Raw genomic sequence first — 20,190 nt, 5'->3', positions numbered from 1 at the left:
ACATGCTTTTGAATCATGCGCACCGTTGATGAGGAGGGGCAGGAGCATTCGCAGCGGCGATTTGCTCCTTGTTTTTATTAATACTATGACAGGTTAATGTCTAATAAAATCCCCACTTGTTTTTCCATGACTTGAGGCGGATATGGCATTCCACTAGTAAACCACCATTCTACGATTCCTACGTAAGCCGGTGCGAAAAATTGCAGGATAAGATCTTCGTTTATTCCGCGTTTCCTTGCTTCTGTCATCTCCCATCCATTCCGGATATCTTCAATAACAAATTCAAGGAATCTGTTGCGAAAGAACGGAGCTCCCTTACTCTCCAGCATCGCCGAAAAGAATGAATAGTTCTTTTCAAAGTATTCGAACCAACTGATATTTCCCTTCAGAGAATCGACCGGTTTCGGGTTGCAGATTTCTCGGAGTTCATTGATATGGTCTTCAATTAGCTTATCCAATAAGTCAAATTTATCCGTGTAATGCAGATAGATCGTTCTTCGGCTGACGTTTGCTCTGTCCGAAATATCTTGGATCGTAATGTAATCAAAATCTTTTTCAGCCATGAGTTCAACTAAAGCCTTTTTTATCGCTTCTTGAGATTTAAGTATTCTTCGATCTACTTTTGTCAAGCGAGACACTCCATTTCATTAAATAATGCTCAATGTTATTCTTTTTGTTACTTACTGCACGTATCCTCTCCATTTGATAATTGTGGAATAGTTATTTTATCTATAATATACACATATGTGTACTATTACATCAATGTGTATTTTCGATCAACCAAAAGGAGTCGGTGGAATATAATGGATCGCACAAAAAATAACACCTTGAAAATTTACTTGTTTGTATTTATCAGCTTTTTGCTCGGTACGTTGCAATTCGTCTTCGTGGGCATTCTGGATAAGGTTGCTGCTTCGGTCGGCGTATCGGTATCGGCAGCGGGACAGCTTATGACCTCTTTCGCACTCGCCAGCGCCATTGGCACGCCCATAATCATGATGGCGACCGCGAAGATGGATCGGCGCAAGTTGCTGCTGCTATCTCTTGCTGTTATAATACTTTCCACCATATCTACGGTAGCCCTTCCGGGCTTCGGCTTCATGATAGCTTCCCGTATAGCGCTAGGAATCGGCTTCGGCGTCTACGGTGTTTGCGCTTTTTCAATTGTCGAGAAGTTGGCTCCTGAAGGACGCAAGGCCAGTGCATTGTCCAACCTCGCGATGGGATTCAGTGCCGCCCTCGTCATCGGCATCCCCATAGCCCGCCTGATTACAGCCGCATATGATTGGAAGGTGATCTTCTGGGGGATCGGACTCTTAAGCCTGATTGCATTCTTTGCAGTTGCAAGGGCGATTCCGGCCACCCAAGGCGAAGCGCTCATTTCTCTCGGCAGGCAGCTTGCCCTGTTGAAGAAGCCAAAGATTGTTATAGCACTCGGCGTGACGTTTTTAATGTTTATCAGCTATTCGGTGATCAATACCTATATCACCCCATTATTGACTTCTTTAATGCCGACGATTGAACAGCAAATCAGCGTTATACTCTTCGGCCTGGGTGTCGCGAGTTTGATTGGCTCCAAGCTTGGCGGCTTCCTTGCGGATCATATAGGCGCTGCACGTACGCTCGTCTGTGGTATGGCTGTCCAGGCCATTGCTCTTGTGCTGATATCTATAATCCCAGGATCGGTAATCGTGACTATCCCGTTGCTGATGATCTGGGCTATTGCCGCATGGACAGCCGGGCCAACCCTGAACTTCAATCTGATATCGATTGCTCCTGAAGCGTCCGGTATCATGCTTAGTCTGAACAATACCTTCGTACAACTTGGATTTGCAGCAGGCGCAAGCATTGGGGGAATTATCGTGGGAAGTTCGTCGTTAACGGCGATCAGTTGGATCGGCGCTGCCTCGGTTGCGTTAGCGGCCTGTTTTGCAGCCTTCTCCTTCGGCCCAGCTGTCCGTTCTCAAGCGCGCAAGCAGGAAGCTTCGGAATTTGTTACTGAAGATACTCAGCTTAATTGAAAGTCCTGGTTTACGGAATGAACCTAACGAAGCTGACGAATCCGTGACCAGCATTTGGTGCGCAATGCGTCAAGCTAGGTATTCATCTTGAATGCGATGACTTATCTGCCGATCTATCTGTGCTGCGCGTCTCTCGAACTACGGGAGTTTGCACTCAACTCAATTCTTGGCAGGTTGACGTTCTCCTTCTCCCACCAAATGTTTGTATTCGCAGGGAACAATGGCAGCGGAAAGAGCACAATTCGTAATCTAATTATCGATCGACTCGGTGTTAGTGCAAATGTTGATCCAGAACGAGGTTTTTTAGTAGAGACAACCCTTGCAGGCGGTAATGTTATTCGTCAAATGTGCGAGGCGAAAGATAATGGTTTTGAAGTGATCATGTTTTATGTAGGGCTGGGAGATTACCGATTGAATATTGATCGCGTTGCTGCACGGGTTAAAAATGGAGGACATGATATTCCTGCAGAAGACATGTTTTATTGATTGCGGCAACTATGTTTCTGCTTATTACCAGAATAAATGCCGACATCGACGTCATAAAAAAAGAGAGAGCAGGACTGGAGTTCCATCACAATGGTTGGTTCATTTTTATTTATCAGGATTATGCATCTGTGGTCTTTGAAGAAGACGCGGAAAGACGTTTCTTTACATGATCCGATTAGCACGGACAAGGAAGGCAACGAAATTACGTTGATTGATATCCTCGGCACCGAGGCGGATGATATTGCGTCCAAGGGGTGCCGGGCGTATACAGCATTGGGATTGTACGAGAATCGTCGATCCGAGAACCGGCAAGGCGGATCAGATGACGTGCAATGAAGGTGGGATGCAGGCGTTTCGACTGGGGAAAATCGTGTTGGCCGATATGGACGGGCCGTCCCGCGCCGGTTCACAAATCGATGATGGATGTCTTCGGCATCGGCCTGGGGCAAAATCGCGGATTGCTGTGGGCAAGCAATTGGGGGCAACGAGACATGTCTAAAGGGGCAAATGCAGAATACTATCGCTGTCCAGTATGTGGTTTTGATAAAATTGATAAAATCCTTCAAAAATAAGGAAGTGTTAAACAATGAATTTCGAAATGGTTATGCAGGAGCTTGAAGCTCTCGGCAAGGAACGAACCAAGAAAATATACATATCCAATGGCGCGAACGAACCGCTTTTTGGTGTGGCTACAGGCGTAATGAAGCCCATCGCGAAGAAAATTAAAAAAAATCAACCATTGGCTGAGCAACTTTATACCACGGGGAATTACGACGCCATGTACTTTGCCGGCGTAATTGCAGACCCGAAAGCAATGACTGAAGCGGATTTTGAGCGTTGGATGGATGCTGCTTATTTTTATATGCTGTCCGACTATGTGGTTGCAGTAACCTTGGCAGAAACAGATATTGCACAAGCAGTTGCCGATAGATGGATCGCAAGCGGCGAGGAGCTGAGAATGTCAGCGGGCTGGAGCTGTTACTGCTGGCTTTTAGGTAATCGACCGGACGGTGAATTTTTCGAAAGCAAACTTGCCAATATGCTTGAAATTGTAAAAAATACGATTCACGATTCTCCCGAACGAACAAAATATGCGATGAATAATTATCTTTACGCAGTGGGTGTATCATATTTGCCTTTCCATGATAAGGCGGTCGAGACCGCAAAGGCAGTAGGCCCGGTAGGAGTCAAACAGGACAAGACAAAAAGCAAATTTCTACTCGCTTCCAAAAATATTCAAAAGGCAGTAGATAAAGGGCAAATTGGTTTCAAACGCAAATATGTAAGATGTTAAACTAAATTCTAAAAGCGCAGTCCAATTGGATGTATTTTATGGGTTGAACAGGGGGGATTTCCTGCTCAACCATTTTTCTTTTCGTTCTCAAGGAAGCTTCAACTAAGAATGGACTCGAAATAACTTTCGATTAACTGATCTCATTTTCTGGAATACTCAAGCTTCCGATAGGCACGGGGGGACAGGCCTGAAAGATTTTTGAACACTTTGCCAAAGTGGGAAAAGTTCTCAAATCCGCAATGCTCTGACACCTGAGTGACACTCCAGTCCGTTTCTCGCAAGAGGTGTTCGGCCTCTTTGACCCGTGTGATGTTGATGTACTGGGCAAAGCCGAAGCCGGTGACTTCTTTGAAGACGCGGCACAGGTGGCCCTTGCTAATAAAAAATTGCTTGGCAAGGATGTCTAGATGAAGAGGTTCCCTGTAGTGCAGATTAATGTGGCGGATGATATCCGTTACCTTCCGCTGGACCGATGTAAGCTCAATATCCGGCAGAGCCTTGCGTTTCAACGTGCGGCGAGCTGTGAATAGAAGCAATTCAATCATCATGTTCCGGATGTGCAATTGATAGCCTGGGGGGCATTCGCTTAGTTCGCTCAGCAGAGAGCCAAGAAGCTCTTCCACGTACATCCGTTCCTTAAGGTTCAGTCTGATCAGCGGATGGACATCAGCGAAGGGGGTCAGCAGCAGATCCGTATCCTCCGGTGACAATTCCGCAAAGTAAGATTGAGCAAAATGCAGGACGACCCGTTCATGATTGGGTTCGCTTAGCTCGGACGTTTTGTGAACGGCGTTGGAGTCGACGAGTACCATGTCACCAGGATGGACGTGGTAGACGGAGTCTCGGATAAAAAATTTCCTTTCCCCGCGAAACAGATAATAAATTTCATACGATTTATGGTAGTGGGTGTTATTCATCGAATGATGGCCGATTCTCCGGTCGAATTCGATCCACAGCGTTTCGTTAATCGAGCCAAAGCGCAGCATGTCTGGAAGTGATTGAACAGTCATGGAGGGCTCCTTTCACAGCTAATTGACTTCATACACCTAGTATATCAATATATGCGGCGTTTGAGGTATATTTGTGCATAAATGCGGGGAAATCATTCCTATTTTCATGTTAATCTTAGAACACAAGTAATAGAAAAATCATTATGGACTTAAGGCTTACAATGTACAAGGCTTAGTGATGAAAAATGTGTTTGTCATTTCATGCCATGATGAAGATTATAAGTTTCATCGTGCAGCGTATACGGAGGAATAAATATGCGAAAATTTGAATGCGACGAAAACGAAGTAAAAGAGCTTATAGACCGGGTAGTCCGCAGAACGATGAACATGGATTTCACTTGGAACTGGTCTTGCGGCGTAGCTTATTACGGGATTTGCAAAGCCTGGGAAGTAACGGGGAATCAAGAGTACATCGATTTTCTGGTCAAATGGGTGGACGAGTATCTGGAGCTCGGGTTGCCGCCTATGATGGTCAATGCTTGTGCCATGGGGCATACGATGCTGACCCTGCATGAAGCTACGGGCGACTCCAAGTACCTTGACCTGGCTCTGTTAAAAGCCGAATATCTGCGAAAGGATGCCATCCGATTCGGGGAAGGTGTGTTCCAGCATACGGTATCCTCCAAGAATGACTTTCCGGAGCAGGCATGGGCGGATACGTTGTTCATGGCCGCCTATTTCTTGCTGAGGCTCGGATTTAAATTGGACAAAAAGGAATACATTGACGATGCCCTTAATCAATTTTACTGGCATGAAGAATATCTGCAGGACACGAAGACGAATTTGTTCTATCACGCTTGGGATAATGTCAGAGAAGATCATCTGTCCGCAATTTACTGGGGCAGAGCCAATGCATGGGCCGCTTATACGATGGCACAAGCTTATAAAATGCTGAATCCCTTTATGCCTATGTGGATGCAGATCGGAGGGGCTCTCGGCGATCAATTAAGCGCTCTCGTCAGGCTGCAATCACCGAAGGGGCTGTGGCGCACGGTATTGAACGATGAAACCTCCTATGAGGAAACGTCAGCCTCCGCCGGCATTGCCGCTTCGCTGGTAATCAATGGACACCCGCTGCATCAAAACTATATGGCCAAAGCTTATGAAGGCATCTTGGCTAACATTGATGAAGACGGTTCGGTCCGTAATGTATCTGCAGGTACGGCTGTGATGTATTCCGCTGATGATTACAAGGTGATATCCAAGAAGAGAGTACAAGGATGGGGACAAGGATTGACTTTGGCCTATCTGGTAGCTCTGCTTCAAAATAAGGAAGTTGTCAGTAAAATATAAGAAGTAGCTACGCAGTCTGAAATGGATATGTACGGTATAAAAATTGACAAGAGACCGCTGAGGCGGTCTCTTTTTTTTGCTGCAGACATGCCCAGAGGTACGTATCTTCTAGCCGGTGAAAGTCTGTTAAAACAATTCAAGGAAGCCGAAACGAAGCTAAATCAACGGCGGTACGATCTCCCGACGGCGATAGAACGATATAAAGGTGCGGAAATGTCGGCGAACATTTTAAAGGAAGCGGCGGATTACTATTTTTGGCTTAATCCATCGAACTGATCTTCGAACAACGTCAAGAAATCCTTCGAAAAGTTATTCGTGAAGTACAAGTTATTAAAGATCCGGATACAGTCGACTTTACAGTTTATATATTTCCATTCTAGGCATGGGTGTCATGCAACGATTCTGACGGTCTCGCGGCACAAAAAAGACCGGGGCGAAATGTACCCGGCTTAATTTATTGTCTTGAGTGAGCTATATAAAGGGTAGAAAAACAGATTTCCGACCGATAAGGCGGAAATCCGTACTTTCGACTAGGAAGGCGGCCTTTTTGGTCGGAAAACCATAAACATAAAGTCGTTATACCGCAAGCGGACGGAGGATGGAATTCGGTAAAATAAAATTAGGCTATCAGACTCATCACGGAGAAAGAAAGGGAGAATACTGAAATGGCAGAACTGAAGGCAACTCATCTAACCGCGGAATACCAACGGCACCTGCTCGGGACCGATGTAGCTCACCCGCGCACCAGCTGGCGTCTTGAATCCGACCGTCAGGGGACCGTGCAAAAGGCCTATCGTATGCAGACCGCCGGAGAGAACGGAAGTTTTGATGAGCCGCTGTGGGATTCTGGGCGCCGGGAGTCGGACGAAAACGTTCTGGTTCCGTACGTTGGGCCAGCGCTCTCCTCGCGCACCCGGTACCTGTACCGGGTGAAGGCATGGGACAATTTCGGACGCGAGTCCGAATGGAGCGAGCCGGCGTGGTGGGAAACGGCTTTCTTCGGCGCGCAGGAATGGGAGGCGCAGTGGATTTCGCCGTCGCCCGAATCAATCGACCCACAAGCGGAGCCGGCATTCCTGCTTCGCAAGCCCTTCTCGCTGAAGAGCGCAGAAATCGCTTCGGCGCGCATTTATGCAACCGCTGCGGGGGTGTATGAGCTTTACCTTAACGGAGAAAAGGTCGGAGACGCCGTGCTTGCGCCTGGTTGGACCAGCTATCGGCTCCGCCAAGCCTACCAGACCTACGATGTGACGGCGCAGATTCGGGAAGGCGGCAATGCCATCGGCGTTATGGTGGCGGGCGGCTGGTATAAAGGGCGGCTGGGCTGGGAAAATAAGGCCAACCATTACGGAGACCGCCGTTCCGTTCTTGTACAGCTGCATATTAGCTATAAAGACGGTACCGAAGAGGTGATCGGATCCGATCCAACCTGGAGAGCCTCGACGGGAGCGATTCGGTTCTCCGAGATTTATGACGGAGAAACGTATGACGCCCGTATGGAGCAAACCGGGTGGAGCGAGCCGGGTTTCGACGACTCTTCGTGGGGCATTGCCGAGCGGCTGGAACTGCCGCTCACCCATTTGGTCGCGCAAGAGAGCGTTCCGATCCGTGTGACGCAAACGCTGAAACCGCAGGCTGTGATCGTCACGCCGTCTGGCGATACCCTGCTGGATATGGGTCAGAATATGGTGGGCCGCATCCGCGTTACCGTTACAGCGCCGGAGGGCACGGTAATCAAGCTGACCCATGCCGAAGTGCTGGACAAGGACGGCAACTTCTACATGGGCAATATCCGCACGGCCAAACAGTTGGTCACGTACATCGCCAAAGGCTTAGGCACCGAAACCTACGCGCCTCATTTTACATTCCAGGGATTCCGGTATGTCAAGGTGGAAGGCTACCCGGATCAGGAGAGAGGATTGTCCCCCGAAGCCTTTACCGGCGAAGTGATTCATTCCGATATGGAACGGACGGGAGCGTTCGAATGCTCAGATGAAATGGTCAATCAACTGCAGCGGAACATCGTATGGGGCCAGCGGGGCAACTTTCTCGACGTTCCGACGGACTGCCCGCAGCGCGACGAACGCCTCGGCTGGACGGGGGACGCGCAAGTATTCGCCGGGACGGCTTTGTTCAATTACAACGGCGGTCCGTTCTTCACCAAGTGGCTGCGCGATCTGAAAGCGGACCAGCTGGCGGACGGCCAGATTCCATTCGTCGTGCCGAATATCATTCAGGGGTATTCGTCCGCTGCGTGGGGCGACGCTGCGACGGTGATTCCGTGGGCCTTGTATATGAGCCTTGCTGACAAGCGAATTCTCGCCGAGCAATACGACAGCATGAAGGGTTGGGTGGATTTCATCCGCTCCCAAGGCGACACCGAGCATATTTGGAACACGGGCTTCCATTTCGGAGATTGGCTGGCTTTGGACGCCAAGGAAGGCAGCTATATGGGCGCCACTCCGAACCATATGGTAACGGCGGCCTATTTCGCGCTTTCCACAAGAATCGTACGGGATGCCGCGGGTGTGCTTGGCCTTGCGGAGGACGCCGCTTATTACGGGATGCTGGCGGAGCGGATCGCTGCGGCGTACCGCGACGAATTCATCACGCCGAACGGGAGGGTCGCTGCCCGAACGCAGACCGCGCATGTGCTGGCTCTCGTGTTCGATTTAGCCGAACCCAAGGACCGTGCAAGAATTGCGCGGGACCTGAATGACATGATCTTGGAAAACGACTACCACCTGACCACGGGTTTCGTAGGAACGCCATATCTTTGCTTCGCGCTGTCGGACAATGGATACCATGAAACAGCGGTTAAGCTTCTTCTTCAGAAAACGTATCCTTCCTGGCTCTATTCCGTTTCCAAGGGCGCGACCACGATTTGGGAGCACTGGGACGGGATCAAGCCGGACGGCTCGTTCTGGAGCGACGACATGAATTCCTTCAACCATTACGCCTATGGGGCGGTGGGGGAATGGATGTATCGTAAAATTGCCGGTCTTTCGCCGGATGCGGAACAGCCCGGCTACAAGAAAGTCCGGATCGAGCCCGACTTCACGGGCGGGCGGCTGAGCCATGCCCGGGCATCGTATGAATCGATGTACGGTACTGTGGAAGCCGGATGGACGTTCGTTGACGGACAAATCGAAGTCGAGGCCGTCGTTCCGGCTGGCGCAGCCGCGTCGATCCTGCTGCGCGGAGCGCATGCGGACGAGGTGAAAGCAAGCGTGAAGGACGAAGGAATCTTGTCCATCACGCAGGAGGCGGAAGGGGTCCGGGTGGAAACCGGATCAGGCCGTTACGTGTTCACAATCCCCAGGACGGAGTCTTCTTACCGGACTTATTCTCCCGAGATGCGACTTAGCGAAGTCGTTCAATGGGAAACGGCCAAACAAATACTGGATCGTCATGCGCCGGGATTTGCCGATAATTTGAAACACTTTGCGGGCCTGCCTCTTGGAGCGGCGGCCAATAGCCCCATGGGCAGTGTCATTTCTCAAGAGCAATACGAGGCCATCAGCCGGGAGCTTTCCCAAATTCGCGAGTAAAGGCGGAATAACGATGCAAGAAGCAAAGAAAAACACGGCGATCCGATATGTGCGCAATGCGGGAGGTCCTGTTCTGGGCTATTCCGAATCGTCGGGAGTCCGTATATTGCAGCAGGACGGGCTGGCCTTCAAGGACCTCAACAAGGACGGAAAACTGGATCCATACGAGGATTGGAGGCTGCCGGCTGAAGTCCGTGCGAAGGATCTGGCTTCCAAAATGACGATCGAACAGATTGCCGGCCTCATGCTTTACAGCAGCCATCAGGCGATACCGGGCAATATGGGCTGGTTTCCGGCAACTTACGGCGGCGGCAAGGCGTTCGCGGAAAGCGGGGCGGAGCCGGGGGACCTGTCCGACCAGCAGCTCGCTTTTATCAAAGACGATCACATTCGGCACATTCTGTTGACCCGGGTACAGAGCCCGGAGACGGCCGCGGTCTGGAACAATAACGTGCAAGCGTACGCCGAAAGCATCGGCCTCGGCATTCCGGCCAATAACAGCTCGGATCCCCGGCACGGTTCGGATACGTCCAAAGAATTCAACGCAGGCGCCGGTGGAACGATTTCCATGTGGCCGGAGAGCATGGGACTTGCTGCCACGTTCGATCCGGAGGTCACCCGCCAATTCGGCGATATCGCGTCGAAAGAGTACCGCGCGCTTGGACTTGCCACCGCGCTGTCGCCCCAAGTCGATATCGCGACCGATCCGAGATGGTTCCGTTTCGGCATGACGTTCGGCGAAGATCCGCAGCTTGCTGCCGATATGGCCAGGGCCTATGTGGACGGCTTCCAAACGTCGGAAGGGGAAGCGGAAATCTCGGACGGCTGGGGATACGGCAGCGTCAACGCGATGGTAAAACATTGGCCGGGCGGCGGCTCGGGCGAAGGGGGGCGGGACGCGCATTTCGGCTACGGCAAATATGCGGTCTATCCCGGCGGCAACTTCGACGAGCATCTCATTCCTTTCACCGAAGGGGCGTTCCGTCTTTCCGGCAAAACCGGGCAGGCATCGGCTGTGATGCCTTACTACACGATTTCCGTGGGGATGGATTCCAAAAACGGCGAGGACGTCGGCAACGCCTACAATGCTTATCTCATCAACGATTTGCTCAGAGAGAAATACGGCTACGACGGCGTCGTTTGCACCGACTGGGGCATTACGGCCGACGAAGGCGAAGATATAACCCGTCTGTTTCCGGGAGGACGCTGCTGGGGCGTGGAAGAAGGCTATACGGTAGCCGAACGCCACTATAAGCTGCTGATGGCGGGCGTCGATCAATTCGGCGGCAACAACGAAGCGGGACCTGTCATCGAGGCATACAACATTGGCGTCCGGGAGCATGGGGAACCGTTCATGCGCCGGCGTTTCGAACAATCGGCGGTCCGTCTGCTGAAAAATATGTTCCGGCTGGGCTTGTTTGAGAATCCTTATCTGCAGGTCGTCGAAACGGCCGCCATCGTAGGCTGCCCCGCCTTCATGGAAGCGGGCTACCAAGCCCAGCTCCGGTCCATCGTTCTATTGAAAAACGAAGGCGTGCTGCCTCTTCCGAAGAAGAAAACCGTATATATTCCGAAGCGGAGCCTCCCCGCGGACACGGATTGGATGGGAATGCCAATCCCGGCTTCGGAGGAATATCCTGTAAACCTGGACTTGGTTCGAAAATATTTCGAGGTTACAGATCGGCCGGAGGAAGCGGATTTCGCTCTATTATGCATCGAAAGCCCGCGGTCGACGAAGGGCTACAGCAAGGCGGACGCGGAGACAGGGAGCAGCGGCTATGTGCCGATCAGCCTCCAATACGGGCCATACACCGCCGAGCATGCGCGTGAAACCAGCCTGGCCGGGGATTCCCGGGATGTGTTGAACCGCTCCTATAAGGGGAAAACCGTCACCGTCTCGAATGCCGGCGACCTCGAAGCCGTGATTGACACCAAGAAGCGTATGGGCGGGAAACCGGTGATCGTCTCCATTCTGCTGTCCAATCCCGCGGTCATCGCGGAATTCGAACGGGAAGCCGATGCTATCGTCGCCCATTTCGGCGTGCAGGACCAGGCGGTTCTGGATATCCTCTCGGGAGCGTTCGAACCGCAGGCGCTGCTTCCTTTCCAAATGCCGGCGCATATGAAAACGGTGGAAGAGCAGTTCGAAGATGTGCCTCATGACATGGAGGTCTACGTAGATTCGGCCGGTCGTGCCTACGACTTTGCTTACGGCCTCAATTGGAGCGGCGTGATCACGGATGCCCGCACGGAGAAATACGGGAATAGACGGTAAAGCAGCGGAAGGGCGGCGGGAACGCCGCCCTTCTTTTGGCGTATATCGCAAATGAATGAGAAGATATATAATACAAAGAAAAGTCAAGCGTATATGAAGGAGGAACGGCGGCAATGCTCAGAATAAAACCGGTAGTCAATTCCCTGCGCTTCAAATTTTTTGCCGCCGTTCTCGTCATTTTCGTCCCACTGGTTACCATTCTTATCGTCAATAATTTTTATTCCGTCGACGTAGTCCGAAATCAGGTGGCGCAATCCAACAAAAATATGTTGAGTCTGTACAAGGACCAGATCGACCGCAATCTCGAAGAAGTGGATAAGTACCTGGCCAATACGCTGGAGAGCGATTTGAACGTGCTTGATCTCGAATTTCCCAAAGAAGCGGACGAGGATCGCTATAACATTGCCAAAATCAGCCTGTATAATATGATGCGGGAAGATCTCGGGTACTACCCGATTCTGGACGCTTTTTTCGTCTATTCCGAGCCCAACCGCGACCTGGTGATGCAATCCTCCATGGATACTTATGAATCGCGCGAGGCGGCGCGGAACGAAATATTGGAAATGATTGAACTTAACGCCCGGACAATCGATTACGCACGCTGGCATCTCTGGGAGGGCGAGAGCGATTACTACCTGTTCCATCTATTGAAGTCCGGCAATGTGTATATGGGGGCGTGGATGAGCAGCGATAAGCTGATGGTGCCGCTTAATCTGATCGATCTGGGCGAATCCGGCGTTGCGCTCATTACGACGGACAACAACGAGCCGATCAGCCACACGGACCTGATTCAGGACAAGGAAATCGACTTGGAATTCCCCGAAGATTCCTATGCCATCACAGGGGAGGGCAAGGATCAGTATCTTGTAATGGGCGAGCCTTCCACGCAGGGCAAATTTAATCTGGTGGTGGCTGTGCCCGACAGCACGATCCTTCAGAAGCTTCCCTATCTGCAGCGGATCTCTTCCTTCATCTCGATGATTGCCCTTCTGTTTCTGGTTCTCTTCGTCTTTATGATGAGAAGCGTATTCCTGAATCCGGTTAAGCGGATTGTCGTTGCCATGCGGAAGCTTCGGGACGGCAACTGGGATTCCAGGCTGGAGCAGGCGCCGACCTCGACCGAGTTCGAGATTGTAAACGAAACGTTCAACCGTATGATCACCGAGATTCACGAGCTTAAAATAAACGTGTATGAGGAAAAATTAAATAATCAACGAGCGGAGCTCCGCCATTTGCAGCTTCAGATCAATCCGCACTTTTTTTTGAATTCGCTCAATATCATTTATAATCTGGCGACGGTGAGGGATTACGTCCTGATCCAGGAAATGACCAAATGTCTGGTGTCCTACTTCCGGTTCATGTTTCGCAGCAATTCCTATTTTGTGGCGCTCAGGGACGAACTCGCCCACACGGCAAACTATTTGAGGATCCAGCAGCTTCGATTTCCCGATAGCTTCCAATACTATGTCGAGCGGCCTGACCATCTGCTGGATACGGAGGTTCCGCCTTTGATCGTTCAGACTATGGTGGAAAACACGATCAAATACGCGGTCAACATGGATGAGCCGATCCGGATATCGGTCGAAGTCGGCAAAGAGGAGACCGGGGGAGATTCGCGTCTCGTCATTCATATTAAGGACACGGGTCCCGGATTTCCGGAGGAGGTGCTTCAGCGGCTTTTGCTCGAAGGGGAACCGGTCAACGAGAACGGGGAACAGATCGGGATTTGGAACGCAAGGCGCAGGCTTCGCTTGCTGTATGAAGACCGGGCGGATATTGACTTCTATAACGAAAACGAATCGGGAGCCGTTGTGCGGATTTCCATTCCCATAAATAAGAAAGAACCGTGAGGTGATGAATCATGTATCATGCGCTGCTTGTGGACGATGAAGTTCACGCGGTGAGAGGACTGCAGGCGGGCGTTCATTGGGAGCGCCTGAATGTCGGGTCCGTGTACACGGCGCACAGTCTGAAGCAGGCACAGGAAATCTTCCAAGCCCATTCCGTGCATGTAATGGTTTGCGATATCGAAATGCCTCAAGGGTCGGGTTTGGAATTGGCAGCTTGGGTCAAGGAGCATTATCCCGAAACCGAGACGATCTTCCTGACATGCCATTCGGATTTTCAGTTCGCGAAGCAAGCCATTCAACTCGACAGCTTCGAATACTTGCTGAAGCCCGTCGATTATTCGGAGCTCGAATCGGTGATCGGCAGGGCGCTCGGCAAGATGGCCAAAGAAAGGGAGCTGCGTTCCTTCGAGGAAACCCATCATCATTATAGACAGCTTTGGGAATCGCATCAGCCGGTCGTAGCGGAGCGTTTCTGGCAGGACCTGATTCAGCGGAAAATCCCTTCAAATCCGGAAGCGCTCTGCGGGCACTTGCGGAAAGCAGGGCTCGCGTATTCCGAAAACATCCGGTTCCTGCCCGTTTACACCCGCGTCCAGCGCTGGCACAAAGAGCTGTCCGAGCGGGACCAGAGAATCATGGAATATGCCCTTCGAAACGTGCTGGAGGAAAGCATGGAAGAGACACCCGGTGCGGCGGTTATTCCGGTAGCTGACGGTTCCTTGCTAACTGTCGTTCCTTTCGAAAAGCTGGGGGACGAGGGGGAAATACGCGCGCATTGCGATGCGTTCATCCGCAATTGCAATCAGTATTTGTATTGTGATATCAGCTGTTACGTCGGCGATCGGGTGCCGCTTTACGAATTGGCCAGCATGCTGCGCTCCCTTCAACAGCTCGACGAGAATAACGTGACCCAGATTAACCGGACGTTCATCCTCGGTGAGACTAAGAAAAAAGTGTGCCGGCTGGAACCGGCTCCTCTCGCCGCATGGGCGGAATGGATGAAGCAGGGTGCAAAGGACAAGCTGGCGGAACAGGTTTCAAAATATTTGGAGGCATGGAATTCGTTCGACGGCTCCGTCGATGCGCAGGCTCTGCACGACTTCTACCAGGACTTCCTTCAAATGATATTTTTCGTCCTGCAGTCCAAAGGCCTGCAGGTCAATCAGGTGTTCGCCCAAAACCTGCTGACGGACAAGCCGGAATCCGTGCTTCGCTCGCTGGCGTCCCTGCAGGATTGGGTAAAGTACGTGATCGAAGTCACGATGAACCACATCCACGCCATAGAAGAAAATTTATCTGTCGTGGACAAGGTCAAACGTTTTATTGCGGACCAGATCGGCGAGCAGGACTTATCCCGGGAACACATCGCCAGCCATGTATTCCTCAATCCTGACTACCTGACGCGAATATTCAAGAAGGAGACGGGAATGTCGCTTTCGGACTTCCTTCAGCAAAGCAGGATCGAATACGCGAAGGAGCTGCTCGCCAATACCGGGCAATCGGTCAGCGACATAGCGGTCGCTTCCGGCTACTCGAATTTGTCGTACTTCTCGACGATCTTCAAGAAAGCAACCGGAGCGAACCCGGTGGACTATCGCAAACGGACGCAGCAAAATTAGGCCTAAAGCCGATTCCGGTAAGCGGAATCGGCTTTTATACTTTATGGTCCCGGATAAGGTCGGAATTTCGAAAGCGGGAAGTCGTTTTATTGGTAAGCGGCACGTTCTGCTGTCCCTTAGAATGAGAATATAAAGACAGGCAAGAAAGAAGGGGACAGCAGATGGCACAAACAGGATGGACTCCGTTTTTCAAGAAGCTCAAGCGTTACCGGGCGTTGTTTTTGATGATGATCCCAGGGATCGCCTACCTCATTATTAACAATTACCTGCCGATGTTCGGCGTCGTCATCGCCTTCAAGGACATCAACTATGCCAAGGGAATACTCGCCAGCGATTGGGTAGGGTTGAAAAACTTCGAGTATCTGTTCAAGACGGCGGATGCATACATCATCACCCGAAACACCATCCTGTATAACGGATCGTTCATTATCCTCAATACAGTCATGGCAATCGCGGTCGCGATTCTGCTCAATGAAGTGAGAGCCAAGCTCGCGGCCCGTTTCTATCAAAGCGTCATTCTTCTACCGTTCCTGATTTCCATGGTTATCGTCGGCTATCTGGTACTTTCGATGCTGAGTACAGAGAGCGGATACCTGAACCTGAATTTGCTTCCGATGTTCGGAATGGAGCCGATCTCCTGGTACTTCGAACCGAAATACTGGCCTTACATCCTGACTATCGTTCACATTTGGAAGTATACCGGTTACCTGTGCGTCATCTTCCTGGCCGCGATCATCGGCATCGACCACGAGTATTACGAAGCGGCCACGATCGATGGCGCGACCAAATGGCAGCAGATCCGCGCCATTACGGTACCGCTCATCGCGCCTACCATCACGATTATGACGCTGCTGGCGATCGGCCGGATTTTCTACTCCGATTTCGGCTTGTTTTACCAGGTGCCGCTCAACTCCGGTCCGCTTCAGCCGGTTACGGACGTTATCGACACTTACGTTTACCGGGGCCTGATGACGCTCGGCGATATCGGAATGTCTTCCGCCGCCGGTCTGTACCAATCATTGGTCGGATTTATCCTGGTCCTGCTGTCCAACTACATTGTCAGCCGACGCAACAAGGAAAACGCCTTGTTCTAAGCCGAAAAGAGGGGAAACGACTATGAAAACCAACGATATGTACCAGCCCGTCGTCCATGCCATATTCATCATTCTTGTCGCCCTGTGCCTGTTTCCATTCGTGCTTCTCATCATGTCCTCGATCACGGAGGAAAGCGCGATCATCAGCAACGGATATTCGTTCTGGCCGAGCGAGTTCAGCCTGGAAGCTTATTCGTACCTCTGGATCCAGAAGGCGGCGATGTTTAACTCCTACGGGATCACCATCCTGATCACGATCGTCGGCACCTTCGTCGGCCTGCTGATCAGCGCCCTGCTCGCGTATCCGTTATCCCGGCGGGACTTGCCGCTTAACAGCATGCTAAGTTTTCTGGTGTTCTTCACGCTTCTGTTTAACGGAGGCCTGGTGCCGACATACCTGATTTATACCGAAGTTTTCCACATGAAGAACACGCTGATGGCCCTGATTATTCCCGGGCTGCTCACCAACGGCTTCTTCATCCTGCTGATCCGGACTTTTTTCGCCAATTCGATTCCGGTTCAGATTATCGAGTCGGCTTATATCGACGGAGCTTCGGAGTTTAAGATTTTCTACAGTATGGTACTGCCGCTGTCGCTGCCGATTCTGGCGACGATCGGCCTCATGCTGACGATCAACTACTGGAACGATTGGTTCAACGGATTGATCTATATCACGGAGCCGAATCTGTTCAGTATCCAGAACCTGCTCAACCGGATGCTGGTTAACATCCAGTTCCTCCAGCAGAACAATCTAGGCGGCCAGCAGATGTCGGCCAACCCGCCGATGAACTCCGTCCGGATGGCCATGGCCGTCATCGGGATTCTGCCGCTGATCCTGATTTATCCGTTCTTCCAGAAATATTTCGTCAAAGGCCTCACTATCGGAGCGGTCAAGGGTTAATGCCAGGATAAGCCAGTCCCGGACCTTCGCGCCCGGTTGGTATAGATTGCCGTGCAGTGCCAACATAATCTAGGGGGAAAATACATGCCAAGAAAGTCGAAAGCCTTAACGCTTCTGCTCTCCGTACTGCTGATCATGACACTGCTCGTTTCCGCTTGCTCAACATCGAACAATTCGGGCAATAATGCCGGTACTTCGGAGCCGGCTGGCAATGACGGCGCAGCAGCCAATTCCGCTGCCAACGAGAAAGAAATGGAGTTGACAGTAGCGTTCATCGGAATCGGGAATATGAATGAAGTCGCTCTCGTTCAGGAAGAAATCAGCAAAATCACCAAAGAAAAAATTAACGCAACGGTTAAGTTGATGCCGATCGACATCGGCGCGTGGGTACAGCAAGTCAACCTGCTGCTCGCAGGCAATGAGCCGGTAGACCTGCTTGTCACTTCTTCTTTCTTCAACTTCAGCTCGCAGGTAGCCAAAGGACAGCTGCTGCCGATCGACGAGCTTGTGGAGGAACACGGTCCGGCCATTAAAGACACGATGGAACTGGCTATCTTCAACGCAACGAAAGTCGGCGGCAAGAGCTACGGCGTGCCGAGTGTACGCGATACGGCGACCGACTGGGGCATCGTGGCCAGAAAAGACCTGATGGACAAGCACAGCCTGACGTTCGATAATGTCAAGACGTTTGCGGATCTCGATCCGATCTTCCAGAAGATCAAAGAGAACGAGCCGGGGATGTATCCGCTTGTTCAGCGTTCCCAAGCTTTGACGATTGCTAGTGAAATCGTGCGCGGTTACATTGATTCGTTGGGCGATACGCCAGGTATCCTGGTGATGGACAATCAGGATCTGAAAGTCGTGAACCTCTACGAACAGCAAATGTATAAGGACGCTCTGCAGCTCGCCCGCAAATGGTACCAAGCCGGCTATATCATGCCGGATGCCGCAACGACGCAGGAAGGCAATAACAGCCTGGTGAAAGCGGGCAAAGGCTTCAGCTACCTGTCCAACATGAAACCGGGCTTCGAAGCCCAGGAGAAAACGCTTAACAATTATGAAATGGTAGCTGCCCGTCTCACGAATCCGATTTCCACTTCCGACTCCGGCACGGCATTCATGATGTCGATCCCGAAAAATACACAGGATCCGGATCGCGCAGCACAGCTGCTGAACCTGCTCTATACCGACAAGGATATCGCCAACCTGATCGCCAACGGCATCGAAGGCAAGCATTACGTAGATGCCGGCAATGGACAGATCAAAGCTCCGGAAGTCGCAAGCAACTACGTCTTCAACCAATGGCAAGTCGGCAACAACGCGCTGGCTAAAGTATGGGAAGGCACGGCGCCCGATCTTTGGGAGCAGACGAAGGCGTTCAACAAGTCGGCAAACTTCTCCAAAGCGCTCGGCTTCTCGTTCGATTCTTCCCCTGTGAAGACCGAAGTCGCCGCGGTAGCCAACGTAAACAACCAGTACAAGGCTGGTCTGGAGTCGGGGACGATCGATCCCGCCAAGCTGGATGAATTCATCAGCAAGCTGAAGGCTGCCGGCCTCGACAAGATCATTGCCGAGAAGCAGAAGCAGCTGGATCAGTGGGCGATAGAAAACAACGTGCAATAACCGGATATAAGGATAAGCAAGTGCAGGCTCCCTTCTTCGAAACGCTGTTTCGGGGAAGGGATTCTTTCAAAACGGGGAGGATGGATGATGATGTCGCTTATGATTGAGGTAAAAAAAGTACCGGATTCCGATGTCGCCGGGGATCTCGATCCCCGGGTGCTGGAAGTGACGCTGGAGCAGATGAAGAAGTTCGCTTCGTTCCCGAAGCTGGAGGCGAAGGACGGCGACGTCGGCGCCTTCCCGATTGAACAGGTGAGGGCGATGATGGGCTGGCCAAATTTGGACATCACGACGACGAATGTGGGAATGAGCGAGAAGCAGATTCCGGGTCGCGGCGGAGACATCACAGTACGCATTTATACCCCGGATATCGGCGGTCCGAAACCGGTCGTCGTTTTCTTTCATGGCGGCGGATTTATCGGCGGCACGATTCATGCCGTGGAGAACCCATGCAAATATCTCGCCGAACAGGCGGGCGCGGTAGTCGTTAACGTCGATTACCGGCTGGCTCCTGAGCATCCTTTCCCGGCGGGACTTCACGATTGCTTTGACGCGGTGAAGTGGGTCTACGAGAACGCGGAAGAGATTCAGGTTGACCGGGAGCGGATCTCGGTTGCGGGAGACAGCGCCGGAGGAAATCTGGCAGCCGTTTGCGCGATCATGGACCGCGACTTGGCTGCCGGTATGATCAAGTACCAGGCGCTGATCTATCCGACGGTCAACATGGCCGGCGTGGAGACCGACGATTTCAAGTGGAGGATTGACGAATACGAGATCAACCACCATCACGAGCTGATCCGCGGCATCGTGCAAGCTTTGGGCGGGGCTAAGCTGGATACGTTGTATTTGCAGGGAAATGCCGAGGTTTCCGATCCGTATGTGTCGCCGCTGCTTGCCGCCGATCTAAGCGGCCTGCCGCCAGCTCTGATCGTCGAAGCCGAATACGACTATCTTCGCCTGGAGGGTGAGGCGTACGGCCGCAAGCTGGTCCGGTCGGGCGTCCCAGCGCAAATGATCCGTTACAATGGTATGGATCATGGCTTCATGGATAAACTCGGACTGTATCCGCAGGCGGAGGACTGCATGAAGGAAATCGCGGCAGGCATCCGGGAGATGTTCAAAAGCAGTTAATTCATATGAAGATGCTCTCATGTCACTTGCAGAAGTTGAACG

General features: G+C 51.7%; 15 protein-coding genes and 2 pseudogenes. 15 read left to right on the top strand and 2 right to left on the bottom strand.

Translation table 11 applies throughout. The features are described 5' to 3' along the window. Positions 1-83: 83 nt before the first annotated feature. Positions 84-629: a TetR/AcrR family transcriptional regulator gene (locus L1N85_RS16410; RefSeq protein ID WP_235240158.1), complete on the bottom strand. Its 546-nt coding sequence runs from the start codon at positions 627-629 to the stop codon at positions 84-86. On the opposite strand from L1N85_RS16410, the gene L1N85_RS16405 reads away from it, so the two are divergent. The 5 genes and pseudogenes from L1N85_RS16405 to L1N85_RS16385 all read left to right on the top strand — a co-directional run bounded on the left by L1N85_RS16405 (position 594) and on the right by L1N85_RS16385 (position 3,801). After that, positions 594-2,021 carry an MFS transporter gene (locus L1N85_RS16405; RefSeq protein WP_268818323.1) on the top strand — a complete coding sequence of 476 codons (1,428 nt, stop codon included), beginning with the start codon at positions 594-596 and terminating at the stop codon, positions 2,019-2,021. The genes L1N85_RS16410 and L1N85_RS16405 overlap by 36 nt on opposite strands. A gap of 198 nt (positions 2,022-2,219) precedes the next feature. Continuing rightward, a pseudogene (locus tag L1N85_RS16400) lies at positions 2,220-2,498 on the top strand (hypothetical protein); the annotation flags it as partial. Between the two features lie 126 nt (positions 2,499-2,624). Next, positions 2,625-2,750 (top strand): annotated as a pseudogene (locus tag L1N85_RS16395) (RNA polymerase subunit sigma-70); the annotation flags it as partial. 79 nt (positions 2,751-2,829) lie between these two features. Next, positions 2,830-3,006, top strand: coding sequence for a hypothetical protein (locus L1N85_RS16390; protein ID WP_235240157.1), 177 nt, complete (start codon positions 2,830-2,832; stop codon positions 3,004-3,006). Between the two features lie 87 nt (positions 3,007-3,093). Further along, on the top strand, positions 3,094-3,801 hold the full coding sequence (locus L1N85_RS16385) for a DNA alkylation repair protein (RefSeq protein ID WP_235240156.1): 708 nt from the start codon (positions 3,094-3,096) through the stop codon (positions 3,799-3,801). Positions 3,802-3,941: 140 nt separating this feature from the next. Here L1N85_RS16385 and L1N85_RS16380 read toward each other — a convergent pair whose 3' ends face one another. Continuing rightward, positions 3,942-4,811: a helix-turn-helix transcriptional regulator gene (locus L1N85_RS16380; RefSeq protein ID WP_235240155.1), complete on the bottom strand. Its 870-nt coding sequence runs from the start codon at positions 4,809-4,811 to the stop codon at positions 3,942-3,944. 255 nt (positions 4,812-5,066) lie between these two features. Here L1N85_RS16380 and L1N85_RS16375 point away from each other — a divergent pair, with 255 nt between their 5' ends. From L1N85_RS16375 to L1N85_RS16330, 10 genes are all read left to right on the top strand, one after another. Further along, positions 5,067-6,104 carry a glycoside hydrolase family 88/105 protein gene (locus L1N85_RS16375; protein ID WP_235240154.1) on the top strand — a complete coding sequence of 346 codons (1,038 nt, stop codon included), beginning with the start codon at positions 5,067-5,069 and terminating at the stop codon, positions 6,102-6,104. A gap of 87 nt (positions 6,105-6,191) precedes the next feature. Beyond that, on the top strand, positions 6,192-6,380 hold the full coding sequence (locus L1N85_RS16370; RefSeq protein WP_235240153.1) for a hypothetical protein: 189 nt from the start codon (positions 6,192-6,194) through the stop codon (positions 6,378-6,380). Between the two features lie 389 nt (positions 6,381-6,769). Next, positions 6,770-9,655 (top strand): alpha-L-rhamnosidase, encoded by a 2,886-nt coding sequence (locus L1N85_RS16365; protein ID WP_235240152.1) that lies wholly within the window; start codon positions 6,770-6,772, stop codon positions 9,653-9,655. 13 nt (positions 9,656-9,668) lie between these two features. After that, on the top strand, positions 9,669-11,930 hold the full coding sequence (locus L1N85_RS16360) for a glycoside hydrolase family 3 protein (RefSeq protein WP_235240151.1): 2,262 nt from the start codon (positions 9,669-9,671) through the stop codon (positions 11,928-11,930). Between the two features lie 113 nt (positions 11,931-12,043). Continuing rightward, positions 12,044-13,780 carry a sensor histidine kinase gene (locus L1N85_RS16355; protein ID WP_235240150.1) on the top strand — a complete coding sequence of 579 codons (1,737 nt, stop codon included), beginning with the start codon at positions 12,044-12,046 and terminating at the stop codon, positions 13,778-13,780. Positions 13,781-13,791: 11 nt separating this feature from the next. Then, the gene (locus L1N85_RS16350; protein ID WP_235240149.1) at positions 13,792-15,399 is read left to right on the top strand and encodes a response regulator transcription factor; all 1,608 of its coding nucleotides are present in this window, start codon (positions 13,792-13,794) and stop codon (positions 15,397-15,399) included. Between the two features lie 161 nt (positions 15,400-15,560). After that, entirely contained in the window at positions 15,561-16,493 is a 933-nt protein-coding gene (locus tag L1N85_RS16345) for an ABC transporter permease (RefSeq protein ID WP_235240148.1), read from the top strand. A 22-nt stretch (positions 16,494-16,515) separates the two neighbouring features. Further along, the gene (locus L1N85_RS16340) at positions 16,516-17,394 is read left to right on the top strand and encodes a carbohydrate ABC transporter permease (RefSeq protein ID WP_235240147.1); all 879 of its coding nucleotides are present in this window, start codon (positions 16,516-16,518) and stop codon (positions 17,392-17,394) included. Positions 17,395-17,478: 84 nt separating this feature from the next. Continuing rightward, the gene (locus tag L1N85_RS16335; protein WP_235240146.1) at positions 17,479-19,017 is read left to right on the top strand and encodes an ABC transporter substrate-binding protein; all 1,539 of its coding nucleotides are present in this window, start codon (positions 17,479-17,481) and stop codon (positions 19,015-19,017) included. A gap of 84 nt (positions 19,018-19,101) precedes the next feature. Next, the gene (locus L1N85_RS16330; RefSeq protein WP_235240145.1) at positions 19,102-20,148 is read left to right on the top strand and encodes an alpha/beta hydrolase; all 1,047 of its coding nucleotides are present in this window, start codon (positions 19,102-19,104) and stop codon (positions 20,146-20,148) included. Positions 20,149-20,190 lie beyond the last annotated feature (42 nt).

Origin of the sequence: Paenibacillus alkaliterrae (assembly GCF_021532375.1) — a bacterium.
Classification (GTDB): Bacteria; Bacillota; Bacilli; order Paenibacillales; family Paenibacillaceae; genus Pristimantibacillus; species Pristimantibacillus alkaliterrae.
Note: the sequence above shows the minus strand (reverse complement) of the source record. Positions and strands in the feature narration are given on the sequence as shown.

What these genes read in the sequence shown, in the direction of transcription:
- L1N85_RS16355 (WP_235240150.1), top strand. Translation starts at nt 12,044, where the DNA reads ATGCTCAGAATAAAACCGGTAGTCAATTCCCTGCGCTTCAAATTTTTT.
- L1N85_RS16375 (WP_235240154.1), top strand. Translation starts at nt 5,067, where the DNA reads ATGCGAAAATTTGAATGCGACGAAAACGAAGTAAAAGAGCTTATAGAC.
- L1N85_RS16365 (WP_235240152.1), top strand. Translation starts at nt 6,770, where the DNA reads ATGGCAGAACTGAAGGCAACTCATCTAACCGCGGAATACCAACGGCAC.
- L1N85_RS16390 (WP_235240157.1), top strand. Translation starts at nt 2,830, where the DNA reads ATGACGTGCAATGAAGGTGGGATGCAGGCGTTTCGACTGGGGAAAATC.
- L1N85_RS16330 (WP_235240145.1), top strand. Translation starts at nt 19,102, where the DNA reads ATGATGATGTCGCTTATGATTGAGGTAAAAAAAGTACCGGATTCCGAT.
- L1N85_RS16385 (WP_235240156.1), top strand. Translation starts at nt 3,094, where the DNA reads ATGAATTTCGAAATGGTTATGCAGGAGCTTGAAGCTCTCGGCAAGGAA.
- L1N85_RS16340 (WP_235240147.1), top strand. Translation starts at nt 16,516, where the DNA reads ATGAAAACCAACGATATGTACCAGCCCGTCGTCCATGCCATATTCATC.
- L1N85_RS16345 (WP_235240148.1), top strand. Translation starts at nt 15,561, where the DNA reads ATGGCACAAACAGGATGGACTCCGTTTTTCAAGAAGCTCAAGCGTTAC.
- L1N85_RS16370 (WP_235240153.1), top strand. Translation starts at nt 6,192, where the DNA reads ATGCCCAGAGGTACGTATCTTCTAGCCGGTGAAAGTCTGTTAAAACAA.
- L1N85_RS16350 (WP_235240149.1), top strand. Translation starts at nt 13,792, where the DNA reads ATGTATCATGCGCTGCTTGTGGACGATGAAGTTCACGCGGTGAGAGGA.
- L1N85_RS16380 (WP_235240155.1), bottom strand. Translation starts at nt 4,811, where the DNA reads ATGACTGTTCAATCACTTCCAGACATGCTGCGCTTTGGCTCGATTAAC.
- L1N85_RS16335 (WP_235240146.1), top strand. Translation starts at nt 17,479, where the DNA reads ATGCCAAGAAAGTCGAAAGCCTTAACGCTTCTGCTCTCCGTACTGCTG.
- L1N85_RS16360 (WP_235240151.1), top strand. Translation starts at nt 9,669, where the DNA reads ATGCAAGAAGCAAAGAAAAACACGGCGATCCGATATGTGCGCAATGCG.